Raw genomic sequence first — 25,419 nt, 5'->3', positions numbered from 1 at the left:
TGATTATTTAACTGTAAAATTTTTCAAGTAAAATTGCACTTTTATAGTCAAGTATTTTTTCCTATTGTTATATGGATTGTATCGGAAATAAAAAATAGAAATACTTTGTAATTTGTAACTTTTTTGTAACCACTTAAAATATTTAATTTTGTACAATAAATATAGGAGGTAGATAATATGAAAGCATTTATAAAAAAGACAAGTGTTTTGTTATTAACAGGAGTTTTGGCTTTAGGAGCAATGGGGGGTGCAAATGTAAATGCACAAAATGATGAATTTAAAATAGGAGATAAATTTACTAAAATGTGTGATAAGGCATATGTCGTAGATTACAAGTTAGAAGATGTAACAGGAGATAACATTAAAGATAATGTTATATTAGTTGGAACAAAAACAGTTAGCGATATATTTTGCGATACGTTAACTGTTGTAGTTCAAGATGGAAAAACTAAAGAATATTCAAAAGCAACATACAAAGATTTTAGGGGATATCAAGATAAAGAAATGTTGTTTATAGGAGATTTTACTGGAGATAAAGTAAAAGATGTAATGGTAAGTGCATCTACAGGAGGAAGTGGTGGAATAGTAGATCATATGATAGCTACTTTTAAAGATAATAAGCCATCTGTGATATTTACAGATAAAGAAAATGCAGGTATTGATATAAATGGGAAATATATAGATGGATATAAGGCGGAAATTGAATTTAAAGATTTAAATAAGAAGGTATTACTAGATGTAAGTGCTAGTAAAGATATGTATATAGAACAAGGTATTTACGATAAAGAAGGGAAGTTATTGCAAAAAGTAGAACCTTGGATATATCCATTTTCACAGTTAGAGCCTATTGATTATAATAGAGATGGAACATTTGAATTGAAAGGATATCAAAGAATAGTAGGTACTAGTAATGCAGATACAATTTCTCATGTTGAATCAATTTTAAAATTTGAAAATGATAAGTGGAATACAAAAGGGGCTCAGTATTCAACTTATTTAGTTAAATAATCATGTTAAGCTGTCTAAAAATTTTGGCTCTTTGTCAAATAGTGTTGGTAAAGAGAATCACAAAGTTATTTACAGACTCTTTTATACAAAAAATTAGTGTTAGTTTTCACCAACACTAAATATTATAGAACTAAAAAAATAGGCTAATTCAGCCTATTTTTCATTTTCCTCGTTTAAAAATTTCATAATTTTTTCTAGCTTCTTTTTCTGATCATCATTTAAAAAATCTTTCATATGCTCTATTGCTTGCATTTGCTTTTTATATTTCTTTGTATTCTGCATCATACTTTTCTTTAATTTTTTTAATTCTTTCATAATCTCTTCTTCACTTTTATCTCCATATTTAGAAGCCACTTGTTCCATCATCTTTTTCTGCTCATCTGTAGGCTGGATATCTCCCATGGATTTTATAAATTTTTCTATTTTCTTTCGATCCATTTTCCCACCTCCATCATAATTTTGTGATCGCTCACTTAAATCTATGACTATTTTTATTTATTTATTACTTGAAATCTTTATATATATTCGTAACACAATTTCTGCTTTCGCATATGATAAAACAAAGATTGTTTTTAGGAGGAAGAATATGAATGAATTGATTCCCTTTGATCAAAATGAAATTTACGTACCTGTAGATGAACTAGGCATTGCTAGGTTTCCATCATTTAACAATAAGATATTTATTTTTGTCATTCCCCTATTGCTATTTGCTTTTTTAAGAAATAAAAATATAGCACCTACATTGAGTACTAGAGATTATGATGCTCCCAAACCCCCTGTCCTTAATACAAATACTTTAGACAAAATGTCTAATCTATTAGAAAATGTAAAAAAAGCTACTGCTCTCAATGACTTAAAAAGAAATGTATCTCAGTCTGGCAATATATTTGGAAAACGAAACATAGCTCTTTTTAAAGAAGCATTGCATGTTTTTAGTGAGAGTATGAATAAAGACAGTAAAGCAAATATACAAAAAATCATAAACGTTCTATCAGTCGCAGAAAAAGTAAAAGATGTAAAAAATATTTTAAATATACAAAAGGCAGTAAGATCTGAAAATGGAGATATGTCTGCTCAAATTAATAATATTATTGATGCAATTGCTCCTATGCTTCCACCAGAGCAAGTAAAAAATATTGATAATTTTAAGAAAATGGCTCAAATGATGAAACTCATGTCATTATTTGATAATACAGATGAAGATGATGATCAAGAAGATGATAAAAACCTTTCTACGAGTAGCTCTGAGGAAAATAATAGCATAGAAGCTGATACAGATGATGCTCCAACAGAAAAATAAACAAAAAGGGACGGTTGTCCTTTAATCATGTAAAAAACCGTCCCCTATTTTATTCACTAATGCCATCATTGCCAAAACATATCCATACATACCAAACCCACAGATTTGTCCTATGCAAGCCGCAGCTGTAACAGATTTTTTTCTATATTCTTCTCTATTATGGATGTTACTAATATGTACTTCAACTGTTGGAATACCTACTGCTTTTAACGCATCATATATTGCTATACTATAATGAGTATAAGCAGCTGGATTAATGATAATGCCATCATACTTTTTATAAGCATTCTGTATGTAATTTATAATTTCTCCTTCTATATTGCTCTGTACAATATCTACTTTTAAGCCTAATTCTTTTCCCTTTTCATATAAGTATATACACATTTCTTCATAAGCTACTGCTCCATATATATGCTTTTCTCTTATCCCTAAAAAATTAATATTAGGTCCATTAATGATTAATATTTTCAATTTTCTCATCTCCTGATAAGCTATTGATAATTTTTTCTACCACTTCCTTCAACGTTTGCGTATTCATCACTTCAATATCACAATACTTTTTATATAAAGCATATCTCTCTTTATATAATAAATAAAGCTTTTCTTTCCTATCCTTAATCAATGGCCGAGTACTTATATCAATATCTTCAAATATCTTTTCTATTGGTCTATTAATAAATATTATGATTCCATTTTTTTTTAAATTTTGTATATTTACAAAAGACTTTACTACACCCCCTCCAGTAGATATGACAATATTATATTCTTTGCTTATTTTTTCTACTGCCTTTCTTTCAATGCTTCTAAATACAGCTTCCCCTTCTTTAAAAATCTCAGAAATAGATTTCTTCGTATTTTCTTGAATATACGCATCAACATCACAAAATTTCATATTAAGGCTTTCTGCTAAAAGCTTCCCTATAGTTGTTTTGCCACATCCAGGCATTCCTATTAGTACTATATTTCTCATTTTCATGCCACCAATCTTATATCGTTAAAAGTTTTTTATAAACCTCATCACAAATAGAATAATCAATTTTTAAATCATTCCACAATTCCTGAGCTTTCAAAGCTTGACCTACCAACATATAAAGTCCATTTACAGCCTTTAATCCTTCTGTCTTCGCATTCTTTAAAAATAAAGTCTCTTGTGGATTGTATATTAAATCCACAGCAGTATTAAAATTTAAAAGCTCTTCTTTTTTTACAGGTGAACAATCTATATGAGGATACATTCCACAAGGAGTGCAATTAATTATCATATCATACCCTTTTAAAGCTTTTACAGCTTCATAATCAACCACCAAAAATTCCTTATACTTTTCTTTTCCTTTATGAGCATCTCGACTCACAATAGCTATTTGTCCTATTCCATAATCTAAAAGATACTGCACAACAGCCTTTGAAGCTCCTCCTGTTCCTAACACAACAGCCTTTTTATTTTTTATTTTAATATCATTTCTATGTAGCATCTTACCAAATCCATAATAATCTGTATTATATCCAATTATTTGCCCTTCTTTAAAGCATATTGTATTCACAGCACCTATTCTTTTAGCTTCTTCTGAAAGTTCATCTAAATATTTTATAATATCAACCTTATAAGGAATTGTTACATTGACACCACTTATCCCTAAAGCTTTTAAACCATATAAAGCAGTCTTTAAATTTTCTCTCTTGACCTCAAACAAATGATAATGTCCTTTGATCTTTAGCTTTTTAAGAATATTTTCATGTATATCAGGAGAAAAACTATGTATTAATTTTTCTCCTATAAGACCATAAAGCTTCACGCCTAGCTTTTCTTCAATACTTTCTTCTTGAAGGTTTCTGCTAATTTCCATAATGCTACCGAAAAATGCTACCGCTGATTTGTGAAAATATCTATTCTTTAAGTGAGCAATATTCTTCTTTATAATCATCTCTTCCCTATCCTTATCTAATATAGGCATATGATTTCTCTTTTTATATTCCCCAATTTTTAATACAGTTTCCATACGTCTTTCAAATAGCTTTACCATTTGGCAATCTATATTATCAATTTCATTTCTTAACTTATCTAAATCATCCATCCTATCCCATCCTTTTCTATCAAAAGATCCAATAATCCTATTGCTGTAGCAGCTTCTACTACTGGTATTGCCCTCGGTACAATGCACGGGTCATGTCGCCCCTCAATTTTCATCTTTATATTCTCTTTTTTTTCTATATCAATACTTCTTTGAATTTTTCCAATAGAAGGAGTAGGCTTAAATGCTGTCCTAAAAATAATAGGCATTCCATTGCTAATTCCACCAAGAATTCCACCATTATGATTAGTATAAGTTTTTATTTTATCTTCTTTTATAAAATATTCATCATTAGCTTGTGACCCTTTCATTTTTGTCATACCAAATCCTTCTCCAAATTCAATACCTTTCACAGCAGGTATTGAAAATAATATATGAGAAAGCTTGCTTTCTATAGAATCAAAAAATGGAGAACCAATTCCTACTGGTAAATTTACTACTGCTGTTTCAATGATTCCTCCTATGGAGTCCAACTCAGACTTTGCTTTTAAAATAAGTTCTTTCATTCTACATTCCTTTTCATCATCCATAACAGGAAATTCTTTATGCGTTAATTTTTTCAAAAGCTCTTCTTTTATATTCACAGCATCAAAACCATCTTCTTCTATATATCCTATACTTTTTATATGGCTTCCAATAACTATATTCTTTTTCTCTAAAATTTGTTTTGCTATTGCTCCTGCAAAAACAATCGGTGCTGTTATTCTTCCTGAAAAATGTCCTCCACCTCTATAATCATTAGCTCCAAAATATTTCATATAGCCAGTATAGTCAGCATGTCCTGGCCTCATCATGAATTTTGCTTTTTCATAATCCTTTGATCGCTGATCAGTATTGTATATAACAGCACAAAGAGGTGTTCCTGTTGTTTTGTTATTGAAATATCCACTCAAAATATGAAATGTATCTTTTTCTTTTCTTGAAGTAGATAATCTGTTTTTCCCAGGTACTCTTCTTTGTAGCTCTCTTTTTATATAATCTAACTCTAAAGTTATCCCTCCTACAAGGCCATCTATTACAATACCAATCCCTTTTCCGTGAGATTCTCCAAAAATAGAAACCTTTATGTTATTTCCCCATATACCGCTCATTTATTTTTCCTCCTAGTTTTTCAAAATCTTTCCAAAATCTCGGATAAGATTTTTTTACTGCATCACTATTTTTTATTATAACAGGACCTGTACATTTTATAGAAGCAATTGCTAAAGCCATCGCAATACGATGATCATTCCAGCTATCAACTATTCCACCATTTAATTGTTCTTTCCCATGAATCTCTAAACCATCCGTTAATTCCTTTACATCTGCACCTAATTTATTTAATTCTGTTGCCATAGCCTTTAAACGATCCGATTCCTTTATACGCACTCTTGCAGCATTCACTATTTTTGTTGTTCCTTTGCTGAGTGCTCCTAAAACAGAAAGAATAGGAACTAAATCAGGACATTGTGATACATCTATTATTATGCCTTTGGTATTTGATTTTTCTACTTTAATAAAATCGTCCGATACACATAGCTTCGCTCCCATTTTTTTTGCAATATCTAAAATTGCTTTATCTGCTTGTAAAGAAGCTACGTTTAGATCTTTACACACAACTTCATCTCCTAATATTCCTGCTACAATGAAAAATGCTGCTTGTGAAAAATCTCCTTCTACTCTATATTCAGTAGGCTTGTATTTTTGATTTCCTTTAATATAAAATTCTTTATAATTATTATTTTCTACATATATCGAAAACTTTTTTAATATATCCAAGGTTAAATCTACATAGCCCTTAGATTCAAGCTCTGTTGTAATAATTATTTTAGAATCTTTATGAAGGATTGGCAATACAAATAAAAGTCCTGTTATAAACTGCGAGCTAACATTTCCTTTCATATTGAAAATTCCTGGCTTTAATATCCCCTCTACACTTAAAGGAAGCTTTCCTTCATGATTATAATAAGCTATATCCTGCTCTTCAAATATTTTATAATAAGCATCAAGAGGTCGCTCAACAAGCTTTCCTCTCCCTGTATAAGTTACCTTTTCTCCCAAAAGCCCTGCCATAGGAATTAAAAATCTAATAGTAGAACCAGACTCTTTACAGTCGATTTGATTTCTCAATAATTCTAGCTTTCCTTTTCCCTTTATATAAACACTACATATTCCATCAATATCTATTTCTGAATTTCTTGCTATAATACCAAAAGACTTCATAGCCTCTAGAGTTGCAATAATATCATCAGAAAATGCAATATTTTCTATATGGCTCTCTCCTTCAGAAAGACCTGCACAAATAATAGCTCTATGACTCAAGCTTTTTGATGGAGGAATTTTTACATTTCCTTTTAACGGAGATGGAATAATTTCTACACTCTTCACACACATCATCCCCTTTATATATAAGAAAAAATATTTTTTCTATGAATTTTTTTAATAAAGCTTTTCCCTATTTTATTAATTAACACCATATTCATATATTCTCCTTTATTTTTCTTGTCAAAAACAATAGCTTCAATAATTTTTTCCTTATCAATATCTGGCATTTCATAAGGCAAATCATATTTACAAAGCATATCCTTTATCAAATTAGCTGTTCCTTTTTCTGTCATCCCCATAGCTTCACTCTTTTTTGTTATACGATACATCCCTATTGCAACAGCTTCTCCATGAGTATATCTTTCATACTTGTAGTATTTCTCAATAGCGTGTCCTAAAGTATGTCCAAAATTTAGAAGCATTCTCTCCCCTGTATCTAATTCATCCTTTTCAACTATACTTTTTTTTATATAGCAGCAGCGATATATCACTTCTTCTATATGTTCAAATAATTCTTCCTCACTATATGAAAACAGATCTTTAAAAAGCTTTTCATCCTTGATACAACCATATTTGACTACTTCAGCCATTCCATCATAGAAAAATCTTTTATCTAGTGTATGTAAAAGCTCTGGATCTATAAATACTGCTTTTGGATGATAAAAGCTCCCTACTAAGTTTTTTCCCTTAGGCAAGTTCACAGCTACCTTTCCCCCTATGCTGCTGTCGATTTGAGCTAAAAGGGAGGTTGGTACTTGTATAAATGGAATTCCTCGAAGAAGTGTTGCAGCTGCAAAACCTGTCAGATCACCAACTACCCCTCCTCCAAATGCTATGATTAAATCACCTCTTGTTATTTCAAAATCTAAAATTTCATCATAAATATATTGCAGTACACTAATAGATTTACTTTTCTCTCCAGGCTCTATCACAATCATTTTCATTTTAAAATCATTTCCAAGATGTGCTTTGATTCTTTCTCCATATAATTTTTCCACATTATCATCTGTAACGATTACTATTTTTTTATTTTCATGAATTTTTTCTATCTCTTCCCCAATATTATTGAATAATCCCTTCTTTATTAGTATTGGATAATCATTTTGTGGAAGATTTACATTTAGCCTTCGCATTTTTTATGAATTCCTCCCTCTTTAATAGTTAAAAAAAGACCCAGCTAATGAGTCTTCACCACTTTTCTAATGTAGCTATGATCTATAGTTTATTTTTTAGCTTCCCTAATTCTTCCTGTGTCAGCTCTCTATATTCTCCCAAGCCTAAACCTTGATCCAATTTCAAATCCCCCATAGCTACTCTCTTTAAATATATTACTTTTTTATCTACTGCTTCAAACATTCTTTTCACCTGATGAAATTTCCCTTCATAAATCGTTAGTTCTATTTCTGATATTTCATCACTTTTAATAATATTCAATTCAGCAGGTAATGTTTTATATCCATCATCTAATATTACACCTTCTTTAAATGAAAGTATATCTTGCTGATCTACTTTTCCTTTAATATGTGCATAATAAGTCTTTGATACATGCTTTTTAGGAGATAGTAAATCATGAGAAAGTTTACCATCATTTGTAAGAATCAATAATCCTTCCGTATCTTTGTCTAATCTTCCTACAGGAAATGGCTTGAATATTTGATAAGAATGATCTAATAAATCTACTACTGTCTCAACTTTTGGATCAAAGCTCGCTGAAATCACACCTTGAGGTTTATTCATCATAATGTAGATAAACTCTTTGTAAATTAATTTCATCCCATCAATTTCTATATGATTTTCATAAGGATCTACATGCATACTGCTATCCTTTATCACTTGATGGTCTACCTTTACTCGTCCTTTCTTAATAATACTTTTTATTTCTTTTCTAGTACCATAGCCCATATTGCTAAGTACCTTATCTAGTCGTTTTCCCTTTGCCATAAATTCCTCCTAGTCTATCCATCTCCAAGCTGGTGGGTAATAATTTTTGAGCATATTTCCTGTTTGCTTAGCCCATCCTAATGGAAAGCCATCTACACAAATAAGCGTCCATCCCTTTTCTCCACTAATATTTAATGTTTCTCCTTTTAAATATTTTATAACATTTGGATCATCTCGATGAAAGTTTACAGTTCTTTTAGCATCTTTAAATGTTAATCCCATTGCAAGAGCATGACTTGGTTCAAATCTATTTTTCTTAAAGGTTCCTAAAAACCATCCTGTTCTTAAAATTTTCAGTCCTTTTAATATTGGCAGCCCTTTAGGTGCTAAATACAGATTATTACTATATATTTCAAATTTTCCTTCTAGTAAAATATTTAGATTTTCTTTTACAAATTCACAAAATTCCTTATGTAATTTCACCTCAGAGTTCTTTTCAAAATTAACAACATTATCTTTTTCTTCTAAATCTTTTTCTAAAAGAGCTAAAAAATGTCCCTCTCCTTCTATTTTATGAGGCCATAATCTTGCACACCTCTCTAAATTTTCTTCTCCATTAGCCCACTTAGGCATCCCTTTTGACAAACCATTATTTTTAGGTATATCTACAATCCTAAAGTTTTCATGATTATCTATAAAATTTTTTATAATGCATTCATTTTCCTCTGGTGAGAAGGTACAAGTAGAATAAAGTAATCTTCCCCCTTCTTTTAACATATCATCAGTATTTCCTAAAATTTGTTTTTGTATCGGTGCATAATATGTTTCATCATGCTTTTCCCAGCTTTTTACCATAGATGAATCTTTTCTAAACATCCCCTCTCCTGAACAAGGAGCATCTACCAATATTTTATCAAAATAACTTAAAAAGTATTTGCGTATCTTTTCGGGTCTTTCATTGGTAACAACAGCGTTTTTCACTCCAAATAATTCTATATTTTTGATTAATGCCTTTACACGATTCATATTGATATCATTTGTAACTAATACTCCTTCTCCCATAAGCTTTGTAGCAATTTGCACTGATTTTCCTCCGGGAGCAGCACATAAATCTAACACATAATCCTTAGGAGTAGGATTTAATATTTCTACAGGAGCCATAGCACTAGGTTCCTGAATATAATATAAGCCTGCATGATAGTATGGATGCTTTGCAGGTCTTTGTCCTTCTTCAAAATAGAATCCATTTTTACACCAGGGAATTTGTCTTAATTTAAACGGCGAAATTTTTTTAAAATCTTCTACAGAAATTTTTAAAGTATTCACCCTCAGTCCCTGGAATCTTTCATCATCATAAGAATCTAAAAATAATTGAAATTCACTGCCTAATAGCATTTGCATTTTATGAATAAATTTTTCAGGTAAGTACATTTCTTTTCTCCTCTTTCTATTTATCTCTCTTATTATTGTCAAGGTTTGGGCAAAATGATACCCACCATTATAGGTGGGTTCAATTTTATCTTTTTCTCAGCTTAATTTTTTTGCTTACCATAGCATAGGATAAAAACAACATAGTGATTAATAGAAAACGTAAATTTGCCACATATTTTGTAGAGTAAAGCGCCACTAGCGCTACAAGTCCGCCACAAATTGTTATCGGAATCCCCATATACACACCATCAAATTCCATAATATTATATCTTGCTAACCTTATAGTTCCACAAAGCACAAAAACTAATGTTACAATGATTCCAATATCACCTGTTTCCATTAGATTCAAATGCCACATCAATAACGCTGGAGCTAAACCAAAAGAAATCAAATCACATAACGAATCTAATTCTTTTCCAAAATCACTCACTACATCTAATTTCCTTGCTAATTTTCCATCCATTCTGTCCATCATTCCTGCAACAATAATTAAAATTGCTGATATAACATAGTTTTCATTAAATATTGAAATGATTGCCAATATACCCAATGTTAAATTAAAAAGTGTAAATATATTTGGTATCTGTCTTTTATATCTCACTTTTCTCCCCCTATCTTCGTTCACTTTAAAAAAAAGCTTTTTATGTTATAAGCCTTATATGATTATAATATTATATTAGGATGGATAATATATCTATTACATATACTATTGTACAGTAAAATTTTCATTATTCAAAGGTTTTTTTGTGGTATTTTTTATATTATTGTTATATAATTACAATTAAGTAGATAAGTTTATATGTTAAACTACATATCATTATAATACAATAGATTTAATATGTCATATCCTTCTAATTTGATCATAAAAAATAGTCGGTATATCTTGACTATTTTTATAAGGAGTGCTTATAATGAAAACTGCTGCAATTGGAATCGTTATTAAAGATAATGAAATTCTTTTAGTCAAAAGAAGGTGGCATCCTATGGTTTGGTCACCACCAGGAGGATTTTTAGATCCAGGAGAAACCCATACTGAAACCGTAGTCCGTGAAGTATGGGAAGAAACAGGAATAAAATGTAAAGTCATAGAAAAAATTTATGACTTCGTTTATGATAATGGATACGATAAATCACATGTTCATGTATATGCTTGTAAATATATCTCAGGAGAACTTAAATGCAGCTTTGAAAGCAGTGATGTAAAATGGTTTCCTATTGGTCATCTTCCCAATCCTATTTCTCCAGAAAAAGCAATTTTCGAAAAAGCAATATCCACTGTACATCAAAAGCTGACATAATATATGCCAGCTTTTATATTAAAGTTTTTCTGGTTCAGGGTATTCTTTACTGAATAATTCAACCGTTACCTTTTTCATTTTTTCATCTACTAATGGCTTATCTTGAAAATTAGTTTTTGTAGCTGCAATACGATCTACTTCTTCTATTCCTTCTATTACTTTCCCAAAAGCTGCATATTGTCCATCAAGATGTGGTGAATCTTCATGCATAATAAAAAATTGTGATCCTGCAGAATCAGGATTCGCAGCTCTTGCCATAGAAATAACACCTTTTGTATGTTTTAAATCATTTTTAAAACCATTCATGCTAAATTCACCTTTAATAGAGTATCCTGGTCCTCCAATACCAATCCCCTCTGGGCATCCTCCTTGAATCATAAAGCCTGATATAACTCTGTGAAAAATCAACCCATCATAAAAACCTTTTTGTACCAAAGATATAAAATTATTTACTGTATTAGGTGCTACATCAGGATACAATTCTATCTTGATTTTATTACCATTTTCCATTTCAATAGTTACAATAGGATTTTTCATATTCAATCATCCTTTCATTATTATAATCCTCTATTCCTTTTTACTACATTTTGCTTATATATGCAAGATAATTTTGGCATGACATAAAAATACTTGTCTAAGATTAATATATACGCCTTTTTTTATAAAATGAAAAAACTCCAATAAAAGCCATTATTCCCATAAACCAAGCTACTACTTTTATTACAATATCCTTAAAAAATCCCAAAGGAAGCATCTGAATTAATCTATCTGTCTTTGGATTTAAAATCCACAAATCATTTTTAAAGAAAATTTTATGAAAGTACGTAAAATATTGATAAAAATCTGTTTGTATCAATATAAAAAGAAATATCATAAAGCTTAAAGATAAAAAGCTTGCCCACTCTAAGCTTTTATAAATTTTTCTATATGGATCTTTTGTCCCTTTTAGTAATACAATAAAAGAAAGGATCAAAATAAATATACCCACCCTTTGCAAAGTATATCCTTTTTTAAATAATTTCTTTACATCAACCATATGTAATCTTTCACGTTCTCCAAAGACTTCCGTATCTTTTCCATTAATTTTTACAAAAATATCTAAATCTTTATCATTATCCTTTAAATATTTTATCATTTTGTCTACAACTCTATCTAAATCTTCTTGTTTTATTTTTGTAGCTTCATATACATGATATTTTTCAAATTCTTCTAAATAGAAATTTTTATTCAAAGCATATGCTTGAAGAATAGTTAATAATAATACTATTGGTAAAAAAATCATTATCATACCTTGACTAACCTTAAAAACACACTTCCTTTTTTTCACCTTATCTTCTCCATTCTTTTATAGCTTTTTATTCTTAATTATTAACCAAATATATATATGTAAACAACATCAAAATGAAATATAAAAGATAGTTCATTCCCGATAACTTTTGAAAAAACAAAACTTCATTCCATGAAAAAATACTAAACCTTCAAAACTCACTTCGTTCAAACAATGAAGGTTCTTAACGTATTTTTTATGAAATTTCAGTAAGTTTTTTTACAAAAGTTATCGAAGTCATTCACTTATCTTTATATATTTCTTTTTTTTATGTTAAAGTTGGATCCCTATAGATAAACAACATCAATATAAAAAAGGAATATATAAAAATAAGTTTAAGTAAATATTTATGTAAATTTAAGATAAATCTGTGAAAAGCATCGCAATCAAAGATGCTGTTACATAAAATATTATAGAAAACTAGGAAAGGAGTAAAGATAATGCCTAAATACACAAAAGACATCGCCACTTTATTAGCATCAAAAGCTTTTTGCAGGTTTGCTAATGCAGATACCATGAAGCTCGCTGAAGTAAATGCTGCTATTACATTGCTTATAAAAGCCAATATTGACTTTGACTTGCAATTTATATCTGGCACAAGGCGTCATGCTCCTAAAATTACACTTATAATAAATATTACTCCTTCTTCAACGATCACCTTCACTATTAATTTAGAACCAAGTGGAAATCTCAATATGCAATTTTAAAGGCATTTTCACAACTCCTATCAAAAAACATAAAAATAAACCTACACGCTATAATTGAAACGTGTAGGTATACTTTAACCTAATCCATTTTTATAATCTCTTTTGCCATTTTTATCATATCTTCAGTTGATAGCTTATATCCATTGTCTATTAACTGATAATATATATTATTATCTTGCCATATTAAAGCTTGAGCATCTGTATATTTATCATTAAAATCTGAAGCTTTACTACCAATCCATATAGTACTAACATATCCATTTTTTTCATCTTCTAATTCTTCTTGAGATTGCTTGTAGTCAGATGGAACTATATGAAATTTAAATCTTTTATATAAAAAAGTTTTATTTGCAGAGGTTATTTTTTCTGTATTTTTATAAGTATCAGAATCAAATTCATAGTTGCAAATGGTTAAGCTCAAATCTGCATCTGAATTTTTAGAAGCTTTTTTATAGGTTGCTCCAAATTCTTTTCTATTTGAATCATATATTTCATCAGAAGATCCATCTACATATACTGAGGTAGTACCATCAACAAATTTGAAATCATCTAATAGAGCTTCAGGAACTTTAGCTTCAAAACCTAACTCTTTTTGAAGTTCATCCTTTTCAGGTAATTTATAATAAGTTTTATCTGAAGCATAACCTTTTACAAATTTATCTATTATAGAATTTGCAAATGCTCTCATATCGCTGGAAACATTGTAAGCACCTGTTAAAAATGTCATACACAACATTGCAGCAACTACAGTTTTCATAAATCTATTATTTTTAAAATTATATTTTTTTGACATATTATTTTCATTCCTTCCTTTTTCAATAATTCTTTTTTTAATATTTTGAAATGAATCTAAAGATGGAGTTATATCACTAGCTCTTATATTCAATTCTAATTTTATAATATCTTCAAATTGTTTCTGTTTTTTCATTTTAAATCCACTCCTTTCCCAATAACTCTTTAACATAAAATTGCCCATTCGCTTTTAAAAGTTCTCTTTCTATTCGTTTTCTTGCTTTATAAAGCCTTGACTTTACAGTCCCTTCAAAGCAGCCTAAAACCTTTGAAATCTCACTTACTGACATTTCGTTATAGTAATAAAGAATCACCGTAGTTTTTAGTGGCAAGCTTAATTTGTCAAGCAGCTCCAATATAAACATTCTTGTTTCACTTTGTTCAATGCTTTCAAACGAATTTTTCTGGTTATTGTTGTATTGGTATTTATCAATTATATTCTCGACAGGTATTAATTTTTTCTCCTTTTTGATATAACGCCAACTAATTCTTCTAAGAATCTTATATAACCATGATTTAAAAGCTTGTGGATCTTTAAGATTTTTCAAATTATTAAAGCACTGCACAAAAGCTTCTTGTACTATATCTTCACTTAATTCCTTGTTGTAAGTCATTAAATAAACTGTTTTTAATGCTTGTGGGCTATATAATTTATACAAATCTTCAAAAGCTTCTAAGTCGCCGGCTTTTGATCTTAGAATAATTTCAATTTCATCCAATTCATTCCCTCCTCTTTTTCATTGGGTGCACCCTCTATATAATAAGAGACAGCTAATTGAATTTTGGTTCATTGTTTTTATAATTTATTAAAATATTTATATAAAGTAAAGTAGTAAATAGCCCCCACCTCGTATCAGAGATGGGGACTATTTTACCATATATTTCATTATTTATACAAACAAAGATTCCTCTACTTATGCCACAAAAAACATTTTTAAAATATTTTAATAAAATATTTTAAATTTCTATACAGCTCTTTGCTAAATGATGATAAAATAGTTAAAAAGGAGGTATATAAATGTCAAAATATATTATGCTCATAATCATAAGCTATCTAGTTGGAAGTATTCCTTTTTCTTACATCACTGCGAAATTTATAGGCAATATTGATATAAGAAAGCATGGTAGCGGAAATTCTGGTGCTACAAATGTCCTTAGAACACTAGGTCCAAAAGCGGGGGGTACTGCTTTTATATTAGACTTTTTAAAGGGATTTATTCTAGCCATTATTGGAAAAAAATTATTAGGCATTCAAGGTGGTGTCATTGCTTCTGCTTTTGTAGTCATTGGCCACTGTTATCCTTTTTCTCTAGGCTTTAAAGGAGGCAAAGGTGTTGCTACTGCTGGTGGAACTATTTTTGCTCTATATCCGCTTATCGGATTTATATTAATGATCATACATTTTTTAATTACTGGACTTACAAGAATTGTTTCTTTGGCTTCCATTACTGTTGCTGCTTCCTTTCCAATTGTGTCTTTTATCCTAAAAAAGCCTATATCATTTACATTATATGCTTTGTGTTTAGGCTCCTTTGTTATTTATAAGCATAAAGGAAATATAAAAAGATTGTTATCTGGGAATGAATCAAAAATAAATTTTAAGAAATAAAAACTGCCTCAATATCTTTGGCAGTTTTCTTTGACTTTCATAAGCTTCTTGCTTATTTCACAAAATACTTTTATTTATATCTTCTTACATGAAATACTTGCCATAGTTTTTGTAGCTACAACATCTACCCCTGTTCCTAATATATTCTCAATAATCACATCTCCTATCTTTACTGGTGCTTCAACTTCAACGCTATTTATAATTTCCATACATTTAAAAATAAGTTCCTTTGGAATAGATCCATTTGTTTTTACTGGAAGTCTCTTTAAAAATCCATTTCTTATTTTTACCGTAGTCGGAATGACTCGAGTTGGATTTGTCATTTCCTTAATCCCATAAGCTGCTCCTCTTTTACAGCTATTTCCTGTAACCTTATAACCATTTTCTTCTTTACTTACTGTAAGTCTGCAGCCCATTGGACAAACAATGCAGATAATCTCTTTTTTATCCACCCTATTCACCTTCCTTTCCAATAGCCACAGATATTTCCCTTATTCTTTGTTCTTTCAATATGCTTGAAGGAATACTTATTCTTTCCATTTCTCCTGGTGCCATATGCTTTTTATAAATTTCTTTTATAATTTTTCCATCTGCTTTAACAATCAATTTACTATTTTTATAAACCTCCTTTACCCTCATGAGTAAATCTAATGTATCTTCAATATTATGAGTTCTGATCATATGAGGAACAATATAAGAAACTCCATCTCCCGCAAACGTTTTCACGATATCTTTAGAATCTTTTAATTGGTTTTTTATAAACCTTGCTGCACTTTTTCCTGCCTTCTGACTTTCTTTTGTAACCCAATCTACAAGATCATGTACATGAAGCACATTGCCACATGCAAAAATTCCTTTTACAGTAGTCTCCATAGACTCATTCACAATAGGTCCACCCGTTATATGAGATAACTTAACATTTGCACTTTTTGACAGCTCATTTTCTGGAATCAATCCTACTGATAAAAGCAGTGTATCGCAATCAAATTCTTTTTCTGTTCCTGGTATAGGTTTTTTATCATTATCAACTTGAGCAATTACAACAGCTTCTACTCGATTTTTTCCCTTAATCTGTATAACTGTATGATTCAACAAAAGAGGAATATTATAATCATCTAAGCATTGTACAATATTTCTTGTAAGTCCGCTTGAAAAAGGCATCAATTCAGCTACTGCTAAAACTTTTGCCCCTTCTAATGTAAGTCTTCTTGCCATAATAAGTCCTATATCTCCTGATCCTAATATGACTACTCTCCTTCCTACCATATATCCTTCCATATTTATATATCTTTGGGCTGTACCTGCAGTAAATATCCCAGCAGGTCTTGTTCCTGGAATTGCAATTGCACCTCTAGTTCTTTCCCTACAGCCCATTGCTAAGATAACTGCTTTTGCTTTTATTTTCATAAATCCGTCCTTTGTATTAATAGCGCTTAACACTCTGTCTTCACTAATATCTAATACCATCGTATCTAATTTATATGCTATATCCATTTCTTTTAATTCATTAATAAAACGCTCAGCATACTCAGGACCTGTTAATTCCTGTTTAAATACATGAAGACCAAAACCATTGTGAATACATTGCTGTAAAATTCCTCCTAATTCTCTATCTCTATCAATTACTAAAATACTTTGCACACCATTTTTCTTAGCTTCTATAGCTGCAGCAAGCCCTGCAGGACCACCACCAATCACAACAACCTCATACTTTAACATAAAATCACCTCCTACTTTCCTCATCGTGAGACGATGCTACTAGCTCTTTGGCTATTTCATATTCAATATTTTCTTTTGTATAATCTGTAAGAATATATGAATTTGACCCTTCCTTTACAACATCTTTCATATCTTTTCCCAATTCTCTAGCTAAAATTTCCATAACTCTAGGTCCACAAAATCCACCTTGACATCTTCCAGCTCCTGGTCTTACCCTTCTTTTAATACCATTTACTGTTCTAGCTCCAGCATTTCTATGGATCGCATCTACAATTTCTCCTTCGGTAATTGTCTCACATCTACAAATAATTCTCCCATATCTTGGATCTTTTTTGATGATTTCTAATTTTTCCTCATCACTTAATGCTGCAAATCGAATTCTTTTTCTTCTTCTTGGATTGAAATCTTCTTTTTCCTCAAGACATCCTATCATGCTTTTTACTATTTCAACCACATATTTTGCAATAGCTGGTGAAGATGAAAGCCCTGGGGATTTTATCCCTGCAACATTAATAAATCCTTTTACCTCTTTTGATGCTTCAATAATAAAATCCCCTGTATTTGGTTCTGCCCTTAAGCCCGCAAAAGTTGTTATATTCTTATGAAATGGTATTTTACTACATGTTTTTCTTGCTGTTTCTTTTACAAATGAAAGCCCCTCTCTGGTAGTATCAACAGCTTCCTTATCATCTAAATCCTGTGCATCAGGCCCAATTAAAATATTTCCATCAACAGTTGGTGTGATCAATACTCCCTTTCCTAGTTTGGTAGGACATTGAAAAATCACTTTATTCACAATATTTCCTGCACTTTTATCTAACAAATAATATTGTCCTCTTCTAGGTATAATTCTGAAATGACTATTAGCTACCATTCCATAAATATAGTCTGCATATAAACCTGCACAATTTATGATATATTTTGTATTGATTGTATTATTATTCGTATATATTTTATATCCACCTTCCACTTTATCTATCCCATTCACTTCATGGTTCAATAATAACTCCACTCCATTATCTATTGCATTCTCTGCTAATGCAATGGCTAACTCAAATGGTCCAACAATTCCTGCTGTAGGTGCATATAAAGCTCCCACAATAGAGTCATTTATATTAGGCTCCATAGCTTTTACTTTTTTTGCATCAATAATCTTCATATTAGGTACCCCGATTTTTATCCCATTTTCATAAAGCATCTTAATAGTCTGCATATCTTCTTCATTAAAAGCAACTACCAACGATCCAATCCTTTTAAATGGTACATCTAATTCATCACATACCTTATCAAACATAGCATTTCCTAAAACATTAAATTTTGCTTTATTACTTCCTGCCTTTGCATCATATCCTGCATGTACAATTGCACTATTTGCTTTTGTTGTTCCATTGGCTACATCATTGTCCTTTTCTAAAATAACAATACGTAATTTATACCTAGATAATTCTCTTGCAATAAAAGTGCCTATTATTCCAGCCCCTATAATAGCTACATCATACATTTATATCCCTCCTTGCTATATAAAAAGCCGTATGAAGCTAACCTACATTTTCATAGGCTAATTCACACGGCTCTCCAATTCTCATGCCTTCCATATAAATTTTTTTTATTATACTATACGCACTAAACCCTAAAATTGTTCCTATAATTTTATTTTTTATATAAATCAAATTATTCAGTTTTATTCTGCTGCTTCCCATTTTAAGCATCTACTTACTGCTTTTTTCCAACCAGCATATAATTTTTCTTTTTCTGATAGAGACATCTCTGGCTTAAATGTTCTATCAACATTCCATTTATTTGCAATTTCTTCTTTGCTTTCCCAGAACCCTACTGCAAGTCCTGCAAGGTACGCTGCTCCAAGAGCAGTTGTCTCAATTACCTTTGGTCTATGAACATCTACATTTAAAATATCAGATTGGAATTGCATTAAGAAGTTATTTGCAACAGCACCACCATCAACCTTTAATGCCTTAAGATCAATACCTGAATCTTCCTGCATTGCTTCTAATACATCTCTTGTTTGATAAGCAATAGATTCAAGAGTTGCACGAATAATATGATTTCTGTTTGCTCCTCTTGTTAAACCTACAATAGTACCTCTTGCATACATATCCCAGTAAGGCGCTCCAAGACCTACAAAAGCAGGAACTACATATACTCCATTTGTATCTTCAACTTGTGTAGCGAAATATTCGCTATCCTTTGCATTATCAATAAGTCTTAACTCATCACGTAACCACTGTATAGATGCACCAGCAACAAAGATACTTCCTTCAAGTGCATATTCAACAGTATCATCTATTCCCCAAGCAATAGTTGTAAGAAGACCTTTCTTAGATGGAATTAAGTCTTCACCTGTATTCATCAGCATAAAGCATCCTGTACCATATGTATTCTTTGCCATACCTGCTGAAAAACAAGCCTGACCAAATAGTGCTGCTTGTTGATCTCCTGCTGCTCCAGAAATCGGAATTTCTATACCACTAAAAATTTCTTTATTAGTATATCCATAAATTTCACTAGATGGACTTACTTTTGGAAGCATAGATTTAGGAATATCTAATTCTTTTAAAATCTTATCGTCCCACTTAAGCTCTTTAATATTATAAAGCATAGTTCTTGATGCATTTGAATAATCTGTTACATGTACTTTTCCCCGTGTCAAATTCCAAATAAGCCATGTATCAATAGTACCAAATATTAAATCTCCTTTTTCTGCCTTTTCCCTAGCCCCTTCAACATTATCTAAAATCCATTTAACCTTTGTTCCTGAAAAATATGCATCAATAACAAGTCCAGTATTTTCTCGAACATAATCTTCTAAGCCTTTTTTCTTTAAATCATCACAAATGCTTGCAGTCTGACGTGATTGCCATACTATTGCATTATAAATAGGTTTTCCAGTAAATTTATCCCACACTACAGTCGTCTCTCTTTGATTAGTAATCCCAATCGCAGCTACTTCATCAGCTTTAATCCCTGTAGTTTCTAATACTTCCTTTGCTACTCCTATTTGCGTCCCCCAAATCTCCATAGCATCATGTTCAACCCAGCCTGCTTTTGGATATATTTGTGTAAATTCCTTTTGAGCAACCTTTACAATCTTTCCATCGTGATCAAATAATATTGCTCTAGAGCTAGTCGTTCCTTGATCTAATGCCATAACATATTTTTTCATATTGTATCCCCCCAATTCTAATTTAAACACCAAAGAATGTAACAAAGAAAAGTCCACCTAATATTCCACCAATTATAGGACCAACAACTGGAATCCAAGCATACCCCCAATTTGAATCACCTTTACCTGCTATTGGAAGTATAAAATGCGCAATACGAGGTCCTAAATCACGAGCAGGGTTGATTGCATATCCAGTAGTCCCTCCTAAAGAAATACCAATAGCTACAATCAATATACCAACAATCAATGGATTTAATCCTTTTGCAAATTCATTTGTTCCAATTGCTAATATCCCTAATACTAATACAAAAGTACCTATAATTTCACTAAGTAAATTGGCAAATGTATTTTTTATAGCTGGACCTGTTGAAAATACTCCTAATTTAGATCCTTTGTCTTCTGTCTCAGCCCAATGTGGTAAGTAATGAAGCCATACAAGTGTCGCACCTATAATTGCTCCTATCATTTGAGCAATTATATATCCTGGAACATCACTCCACGGAAATTGTCCAACTGCTGCTAATCCTATAGTTACTGCTGGGTTAAGATGCGCACCACTTATATTTCCAACAGCATAAACACCCATAGCAACGCCAAGACCCCATCCCACAGTAATTACAATCCAGCCAGAAGCTTTTGAATAAGATTTATTTAATGTAACCCCTGCATTCACACCACAGCCTAAAAGAATAAGTATCATTGTTCCTATTACTTCACCCATAAAAGCTGACATACTCTTCCCTCCCATTTTGTTTTTACATAAACCTTTACTGCTTTTAAAATAGTTTCAACATATAAGCCTTATCTAAAACATTTCACTGCTCACCCCTTCTTTTATTAAATTTCTTTTCATATTTTATTTACTTACAAAAACAATAACCCATATATTATGTATAATTTTCATAATTTTCTTTAAATTTTACAGACAGCATCCCTGTTGTTTGATAGACTTTTTAAAAAATTATATTTTCTTCCGTTATTATATATATTTTAAATATCCTCATTTTATGAAAAAATCCAATAATAATCTATATCTTAGACAATAATTTCATAAGTAGTGGACGATGAATATTTATTGCCTTTACTGGGCATAATTCCTGACAGCAAAAGCACCTTATACATTCATCTAAATTTACAATAGGTTTGTTATGAACCATTTTTATCACTTTGGGTGGACAATTTTTTGCACAATCACTACACCCTATACACTGATCATGTAAAAATACTGGTTTTGGCTGTAAAAGTCCGTTAATAATATCTCTTAAAAATTTTGGAAGCTTCCCTTCTAATAAATCCAAGCTTCTTATTTCAGGTACAGCAAAATCATTAAGTATAAATTTTTCTATATCATCTCCTATTAGTTTTATATCTTCAAAATCACCTTTACACAATCCTCGTTCTATACATCTTTCAATAGTAGGTACTTTAATAGGTTCTAGACCAATAATCCTTGTTGCTACAATATCTAAATGATATGGACTAGTAGAAGCAAGTATAACACCTACATCTCTTGGATCTCCTGCACTAGGACCAGCCCCTTCCATCCCTACTATACCATCCATTAATGATAAAACAGGCTTGGAAGCTAAACATATATCCACTAATGCATTTGAAAAATCTACATTATTCGGCATACGCACATGATACTCAGCTTTTTCTAGTCCTGCAACAACACCAAACATATTTTTTACTGCTCCAGTAAACATCATCATTCCATGTGTTTTCAATTTCGATACAGATATTACTTTATCCACCTCTTTTAATACTTCAATAGCTGTTATCTTTTTTAAAATTAAGCCCTTATCATTGCTAATTTCTACTGAGTTAGTATTATAATTTAGTACTACAGGTAAATCTTTTACAATATCTTCATAACCACAAACTTTATAAATCCCTTTTAGTATTTTTTTGTTAAAAGGACCTCCCGGACTATCTCCTATTATTACCTTTGCACCATATTCTATTAACTCTTCTGCCAAAGCTTTAACAAAGTTAGGATGAGTAGTAGTAGCTTCTTCTGGTCTTTTTTTCATCAGCAAGTTTACTTTTAGAAGAACAGTTTCTCCTTTACTTATATATTTTTCAATTCCTCCTAAATGCTCAAAGGCTTTTTTCATACATGCTCTTAATTTACTATATTCATAATCTTTACACTCTAGCAAAGAAACAATCTCCATTTTATCCCTCCAAAAAATTAGAATTATTTATCAATTCAATATGTTTATATTGATTATATCAACAATTTCAATCAAAGAATAGATTATTTTTAGTGAAAAAAATACATGCAGATATAAAAATTATGAAAAAAGTAATTTTTCGACAAAATACACCATACTTTACTATTGAAATGGTGTAAAATAAAATTGGTCTTATCACAATAGTTTTATATACGTTAAGAACCTTCATTGTTTGAACGAAAAGAAAGGTGGGATACCATTGCCAAGAAACTTCATGGAGGATATTGTCAATCATTTATTACCATCTGTTTTAGAAAAATATGATCACATATGCACCTGTGATAAATGTATAAAAGATATAAAAGCCTTAACCCTAAATAATTTACCTCCATTGTATGTAGTGAGTGAAAAAGGAAAAGCCTTTGCAAAATCAAATGAATTAGATAGACAATTTCAAATAAATGTCATTCAAAAAATCGTTGCGGCTATTGAACTTGTTCAAAAAAATGTCAGACACAACTTATAAAAAATCAGGCTCAAATTTAAGCCTGATTTTTAATAAAAAAAATTGATATCAAAAGATACCAATTTTATTTCAATTCGTTTTTATCAAAAACAAATAATTCTGTTCCATCTATGCTATTATATAATATAATATTTTTTACATCCTTCAAACTAAAGGTCATAGCATCTTTAAAGCCTCTTAGATCATCTAAATCATCTTGTACTGTAAATATGTAAGTAAATTTTTCTCCTTGCTTTGTATCTATATCTATCAAACCTTTATTATAATCGCTCAACATTTTCAAGGGTAAATTTGGATACATGCTTTTATATTTATTAAATGTCCATTCATCTGCTGCTATTCCACCATTTCTTACTCTAAAATTATTCTTATTATCTGTACATGCAATATTAAAAGTTCCGTTTGCTATTCCTTCTTCTCTATCCTTTACATAACCACTTAAAAGTATGACATTTTTATGTTTTTTAAAAGGTGAACCACCTATTCTTATATCTGTAATCACTACCCCATCTACTTCAAATGGGAAATCTTTTTTAGTCATTTTATATACTTTTTCATATTTTGTTCCGTCGATACTTTCTAATTCATCTATTTTGTTCATATAAGCAATTCCTGCTTCTTCTAATGTTTTGCAACTTTTCTTATAAGCTGGTTCTTTGATTTCTTCTTTTTTAGTTTCTTGCTGCTTTACTTTTTCTTTCTTTACTTCCTCGGTCTTTTTATTTTCTGTATTAATCAAAACTGTTTTTGTTTCATCATTCCAATCTACTTTAGCCCCTAACCATTCAGAAGCATATCTAACAGGAATAAATGTTCTACCATCTTTGATTTCAGGTATAGTATCCATATATACCTCTTTGTTATTTCTTAGAGCTTTAGGACTACCAATAATCATATCAACTTTATTTTCACCTTTTATACCCCATACTTTTCTCTCATTTTGATTATTAAAGTCATAGTCTACTTCTGCCCCTAGAGCTTCAAAAATTGCCCTAAACGGAATCATAGTACGACCATTTTTGATGTATGGTACTACATCAAGTTCAAGTTTCAATCCATTAACTTCTACAGATAGGTCTTTGTTTGCTACTAGATTAATATTTTCATTATTTTGATTTTGTGCTGCTTCTTTTATTTTGATACCTTCAAATTCAATAGGATTCCTTAAAAAGTTTCTCATTTCTTCTGCGGCTGCTTCTTCTGTCATATCTTTTTTAGGTAATCCTAAGACTTCTCTGTAAGTATTGATTTCTTCTATTGCAGTAACATTTGGAATTTTTCTATCTTCTGGTTCTTTTGATAATTCATTAAGTCTATCTGCAATATGGTGAATATTTCCTCCCATATAGGCATATTTTGTATCTTCAATAGGTACACCATTGATAGAATAAATACTTTCTACTGCATAGTCATACCATACATCTGTTAGAGCGTCTTTAAGAATCAACTCATTTATAGCTTTATCTAATTTTTTATGTCCTGTAAATTTTTGAACCTCGCTATCCCTATAAACTGTTTTATAAAGATAACAGTTTTTTCCGTTTGGTACATGATTGTCATAAATTTTATAGACGATTTCACCTATTTTTACTCTAGGATCATGTTTATTTGGTGATAAAACTGTTTCTGCAACATAATTTTCCTCATTAGCAGGGTGACTAGGATCTCTTATTATATTTCTATCACTCGCAAATACAGGAGTTGTTATAAGAGTTCCTGCAATTAGGGCTGTTACTAACACTATTTTTAAAGCCTTGTGTTTTGCCATACCTATTCCTCCTTCAAATTTTAATAATTTATATATGCTATACATTAATAAATATAGGTTTTTGCAGAAAAGTCAAGCAGTTTTTATAAAATTATTTCCAAAATATGTGTTTCTATATCGAATATAATTTTCTATTTTATTTATTACGGACAATCTTTTTTAAAAGATAAAACAGTAAATATACTTAATATAGTGAAGTTTTAGACAAAATTTATTTAAACGGTATACCTCCAAATCAATATTATCCTATATTATACAATTATTTTCAATGTATTTTTAGATTTTAAGTTATTTTCTTCATATAATGCTTCTTCATCATGTA

Annotated in this window: 28 protein-coding genes; 6 read left to right on the top strand and 22 right to left on the bottom strand. The window is 30.5% G+C overall.

Annotated features, from left to right (window positions below):
• Positions 1-177 precede the first annotated feature (177 nt).
• Complete coding sequence (locus tag KVH43_RS09555) at positions 178-1,008, top strand: VCBS repeat-containing protein (RefSeq protein WP_218282314.1); 831 nt, start codon at positions 178-180, stop codon at positions 1,006-1,008.
• Between the two features lie 153 nt (positions 1,009-1,161).
• Here the strand turns inward: KVH43_RS09555 and KVH43_RS09550 are convergent, their stop codons facing one another.
• Positions 1,162-1,446, bottom strand: coding sequence for a hypothetical protein (locus KVH43_RS09550; protein WP_218282313.1), 285 nt, complete (start codon positions 1,444-1,446; stop codon positions 1,162-1,164).
• Positions 1,447-1,594: 148 nt separating this feature from the next.
• Between KVH43_RS09550 and KVH43_RS09545 the strand changes: the two genes are divergently transcribed.
• Positions 1,595-2,308, top strand: coding sequence for a hypothetical protein (locus KVH43_RS09545; RefSeq protein WP_218282312.1), 714 nt, complete (start codon positions 1,595-1,597; stop codon positions 2,306-2,308).
• Between the two features lie 21 nt (positions 2,309-2,329).
• On the opposite strand, the gene aroQ is transcribed toward KVH43_RS09545, so the two are convergent.
• From aroQ to pssA, 9 genes are all read right to left on the bottom strand, one after another.
• Complete coding sequence (gene aroQ, locus KVH43_RS09540) at positions 2,330-2,779, bottom strand: type II 3-dehydroquinate dehydratase (protein WP_218282311.1); 450 nt, start codon at positions 2,777-2,779, stop codon at positions 2,330-2,332.
• Positions 2,760-3,278 (bottom strand): shikimate kinase, encoded by a 519-nt coding sequence (locus tag KVH43_RS09535; RefSeq protein ID WP_420829632.1) that lies wholly within the window; start codon positions 3,276-3,278, stop codon positions 2,760-2,762. The genes aroQ and KVH43_RS09535 overlap by 20 nt, the downstream gene beginning before the upstream one ends.
• A 16-nt stretch (positions 3,279-3,294) precedes the next feature.
• Complete coding sequence (gene aroE, locus KVH43_RS09530; protein ID WP_218282309.1) at positions 3,295-4,380, bottom strand: shikimate dehydrogenase; 1,086 nt, start codon at positions 4,378-4,380, stop codon at positions 3,295-3,297.
• Complete coding sequence (gene aroC, locus KVH43_RS09525; protein WP_218282308.1) at positions 4,368-5,468, bottom strand: chorismate synthase; 1,101 nt, start codon at positions 5,466-5,468, stop codon at positions 4,368-4,370. Before aroC ends, aroE begins: the two co-directional genes overlap by 13 nt.
• Positions 5,446-6,744, bottom strand: coding sequence for a 3-phosphoshikimate 1-carboxyvinyltransferase (aroA, locus tag KVH43_RS09520; protein ID WP_420829631.1), 1,299 nt, complete (start codon positions 6,742-6,744; stop codon positions 5,446-5,448). The genes aroC and aroA overlap by 23 nt, the downstream gene beginning before the upstream one ends.
• Positions 6,745-6,758: 14 nt before the next feature.
• Positions 6,759-7,814 carry a 3-dehydroquinate synthase gene (gene aroB / locus KVH43_RS09515; protein WP_218282306.1) on the bottom strand — a complete coding sequence of 352 codons (1,056 nt, stop codon included), beginning with the start codon at positions 7,812-7,814 and terminating at the stop codon, positions 6,759-6,761.
• An 82-nt stretch (positions 7,815-7,896) separates the two neighbouring features.
• On the bottom strand, positions 7,897-8,622 hold the full coding sequence (locus tag KVH43_RS09510) for a pseudouridine synthase (protein WP_218282305.1): 726 nt from the start codon (positions 8,620-8,622) through the stop codon (positions 7,897-7,899).
• Positions 8,623-8,631: 9 nt separating this feature from the next.
• On the bottom strand, positions 8,632-9,993 hold the full coding sequence (locus KVH43_RS09505) for an RsmF rRNA methyltransferase first C-terminal domain-containing protein (RefSeq protein ID WP_218282304.1): 1,362 nt from the start codon (positions 9,991-9,993) through the stop codon (positions 8,632-8,634).
• A gap of 85 nt (positions 9,994-10,078) precedes the next feature.
• Positions 10,079-10,594 carry a CDP-diacylglycerol--serine O-phosphatidyltransferase gene (pssA, locus tag KVH43_RS09500; protein ID WP_218282303.1) on the bottom strand — a complete coding sequence of 172 codons (516 nt, stop codon included), beginning with the start codon at positions 10,592-10,594 and terminating at the stop codon, positions 10,079-10,081.
• 310 nt (positions 10,595-10,904) lie between these two features.
• On the opposite strand from pssA, the gene KVH43_RS09495 reads away from it, so the two are divergent.
• Positions 10,905-11,291 (top strand): NUDIX hydrolase, encoded by a 387-nt coding sequence (locus KVH43_RS09495; protein WP_218282302.1) that lies wholly within the window; start codon positions 10,905-10,907, stop codon positions 11,289-11,291.
• Positions 11,292-11,309: 18 nt separating this feature from the next.
• On the opposite strand, the gene KVH43_RS09490 is transcribed toward KVH43_RS09495, so the two are convergent.
• Together KVH43_RS09490 and KVH43_RS09485 are read right to left on the bottom strand one after the other, a co-directional pair.
• Positions 11,310-11,828 carry a peptidylprolyl isomerase gene (locus KVH43_RS09490; protein WP_218282301.1) on the bottom strand — a complete coding sequence of 173 codons (519 nt, stop codon included), beginning with the start codon at positions 11,826-11,828 and terminating at the stop codon, positions 11,310-11,312.
• A 103-nt stretch (positions 11,829-11,931) separates the two neighbouring features.
• Complete coding sequence (locus KVH43_RS09485; protein WP_218282300.1) at positions 11,932-12,618, bottom strand: TIGR01906 family membrane protein; 687 nt, start codon at positions 12,616-12,618, stop codon at positions 11,932-11,934.
• Positions 12,619-13,058: 440 nt separating this feature from the next.
• Here KVH43_RS09485 and KVH43_RS09480 point away from each other — a divergent pair, with 440 nt between their 5' ends.
• Positions 13,059-13,325, top strand: coding sequence for a hypothetical protein (locus KVH43_RS09480; protein WP_218282299.1), 267 nt, complete (start codon positions 13,059-13,061; stop codon positions 13,323-13,325).
• A 79-nt stretch (positions 13,326-13,404) separates the two neighbouring features.
• Here KVH43_RS09480 and KVH43_RS09475 read toward each other — a convergent pair whose 3' ends face one another.
• Together KVH43_RS09475 and KVH43_RS09470 are read right to left on the bottom strand one after the other, a co-directional pair.
• Positions 13,405-14,253, bottom strand: a complete 849-nt coding sequence (locus KVH43_RS09475; protein WP_218282298.1) for a DUF4367 domain-containing protein — start codon at positions 14,251-14,253, stop codon at positions 13,405-13,407.
• Between the two features lies 1 nt (position 14,254).
• Positions 14,255-14,836, bottom strand: a complete 582-nt coding sequence (locus KVH43_RS09470) for an RNA polymerase sigma factor (RefSeq protein WP_218282297.1) — start codon at positions 14,834-14,836, stop codon at positions 14,255-14,257.
• A gap of 299 nt (positions 14,837-15,135) precedes the next feature.
• Here KVH43_RS09470 and plsY point away from each other — a divergent pair, with 299 nt between their 5' ends.
• On the top strand, positions 15,136-15,726 hold the full coding sequence (gene plsY / locus KVH43_RS09465; RefSeq protein ID WP_218282296.1) for a glycerol-3-phosphate 1-O-acyltransferase PlsY: 591 nt from the start codon (positions 15,136-15,138) through the stop codon (positions 15,724-15,726).
• Positions 15,727-15,800: 74 nt separating this feature from the next.
• On the opposite strand, the gene KVH43_RS09460 is transcribed toward plsY, so the two are convergent.
• The 7 genes from KVH43_RS09460 to KVH43_RS09430 form a co-directional block, all read right to left on the bottom strand.
• Positions 15,801-16,142 (bottom strand): DUF1667 domain-containing protein, encoded by a 342-nt coding sequence (locus tag KVH43_RS09460; RefSeq protein WP_218284134.1) that lies wholly within the window; start codon positions 16,140-16,142, stop codon positions 15,801-15,803.
• A 37-nt stretch (positions 16,143-16,179) separates the two neighbouring features.
• Positions 16,180-17,445 carry an NAD(P)/FAD-dependent oxidoreductase gene (locus KVH43_RS09455; protein ID WP_218282295.1) on the bottom strand — a complete coding sequence of 422 codons (1,266 nt, stop codon included), beginning with the start codon at positions 17,443-17,445 and terminating at the stop codon, positions 16,180-16,182.
• A 4-nt stretch (positions 17,446-17,449) separates the two neighbouring features.
• Entirely contained in the window at positions 17,450-18,946 is a 1,497-nt protein-coding gene (locus tag KVH43_RS09450) for an NAD(P)/FAD-dependent oxidoreductase (protein ID WP_218282294.1), read from the bottom strand.
• Between the two features lie 37 nt (positions 18,947-18,983).
• The gene (locus KVH43_RS09445; RefSeq protein WP_218282293.1) at positions 18,984-19,145 is read right to left on the bottom strand and encodes a hypothetical protein; all 162 of its coding nucleotides are present in this window, start codon (positions 19,143-19,145) and stop codon (positions 18,984-18,986) included.
• Positions 19,127-20,626 (bottom strand): glycerol kinase GlpK, encoded by a 1,500-nt coding sequence (glpK, locus tag KVH43_RS09440; protein ID WP_218282292.1) that lies wholly within the window; start codon positions 20,624-20,626, stop codon positions 19,127-19,129. Before glpK ends, KVH43_RS09445 begins: the two co-directional genes overlap by 19 nt.
• A 22-nt stretch (positions 20,627-20,648) precedes the next feature.
• Positions 20,649-21,359, bottom strand: a complete 711-nt coding sequence (locus KVH43_RS09435) for an MIP/aquaporin family protein (RefSeq protein ID WP_218282291.1) — start codon at positions 21,357-21,359, stop codon at positions 20,649-20,651.
• Between the two features lie 295 nt (positions 21,360-21,654).
• Positions 21,655-22,803, bottom strand: coding sequence for a DUF362 domain-containing protein (locus KVH43_RS09430; RefSeq protein ID WP_218282290.1), 1,149 nt, complete (start codon positions 22,801-22,803; stop codon positions 21,655-21,657).
• Between the two features lie 259 nt (positions 22,804-23,062).
• On the opposite strand from KVH43_RS09430, the gene KVH43_RS09425 reads away from it, so the two are divergent.
• On the top strand, positions 23,063-23,329 hold the full coding sequence (locus KVH43_RS09425; protein WP_218282289.1) for a late competence development ComFB family protein: 267 nt from the start codon (positions 23,063-23,065) through the stop codon (positions 23,327-23,329).
• Positions 23,330-23,393: 64 nt separating this feature from the next.
• On the opposite strand, the gene KVH43_RS09420 is transcribed toward KVH43_RS09425, so the two are convergent.
• Positions 23,394-25,097, bottom strand: coding sequence for a copper amine oxidase N-terminal domain-containing protein (locus KVH43_RS09420; protein WP_218282288.1), 1,704 nt, complete (start codon positions 25,095-25,097; stop codon positions 23,394-23,396).
• Positions 25,098-25,419: the final 322 nt, after the last annotated feature.

This window comes from Crassaminicella indica, from assembly GCF_019203185.1.
GTDB classification, from domain to species: Bacteria; Bacillota; Clostridia; order Peptostreptococcales; family Thermotaleaceae; genus Crassaminicella; species Crassaminicella indica.
Note: the sequence above shows the minus strand (reverse complement) of the source record. Positions and strands in the feature narration are given on the sequence as shown.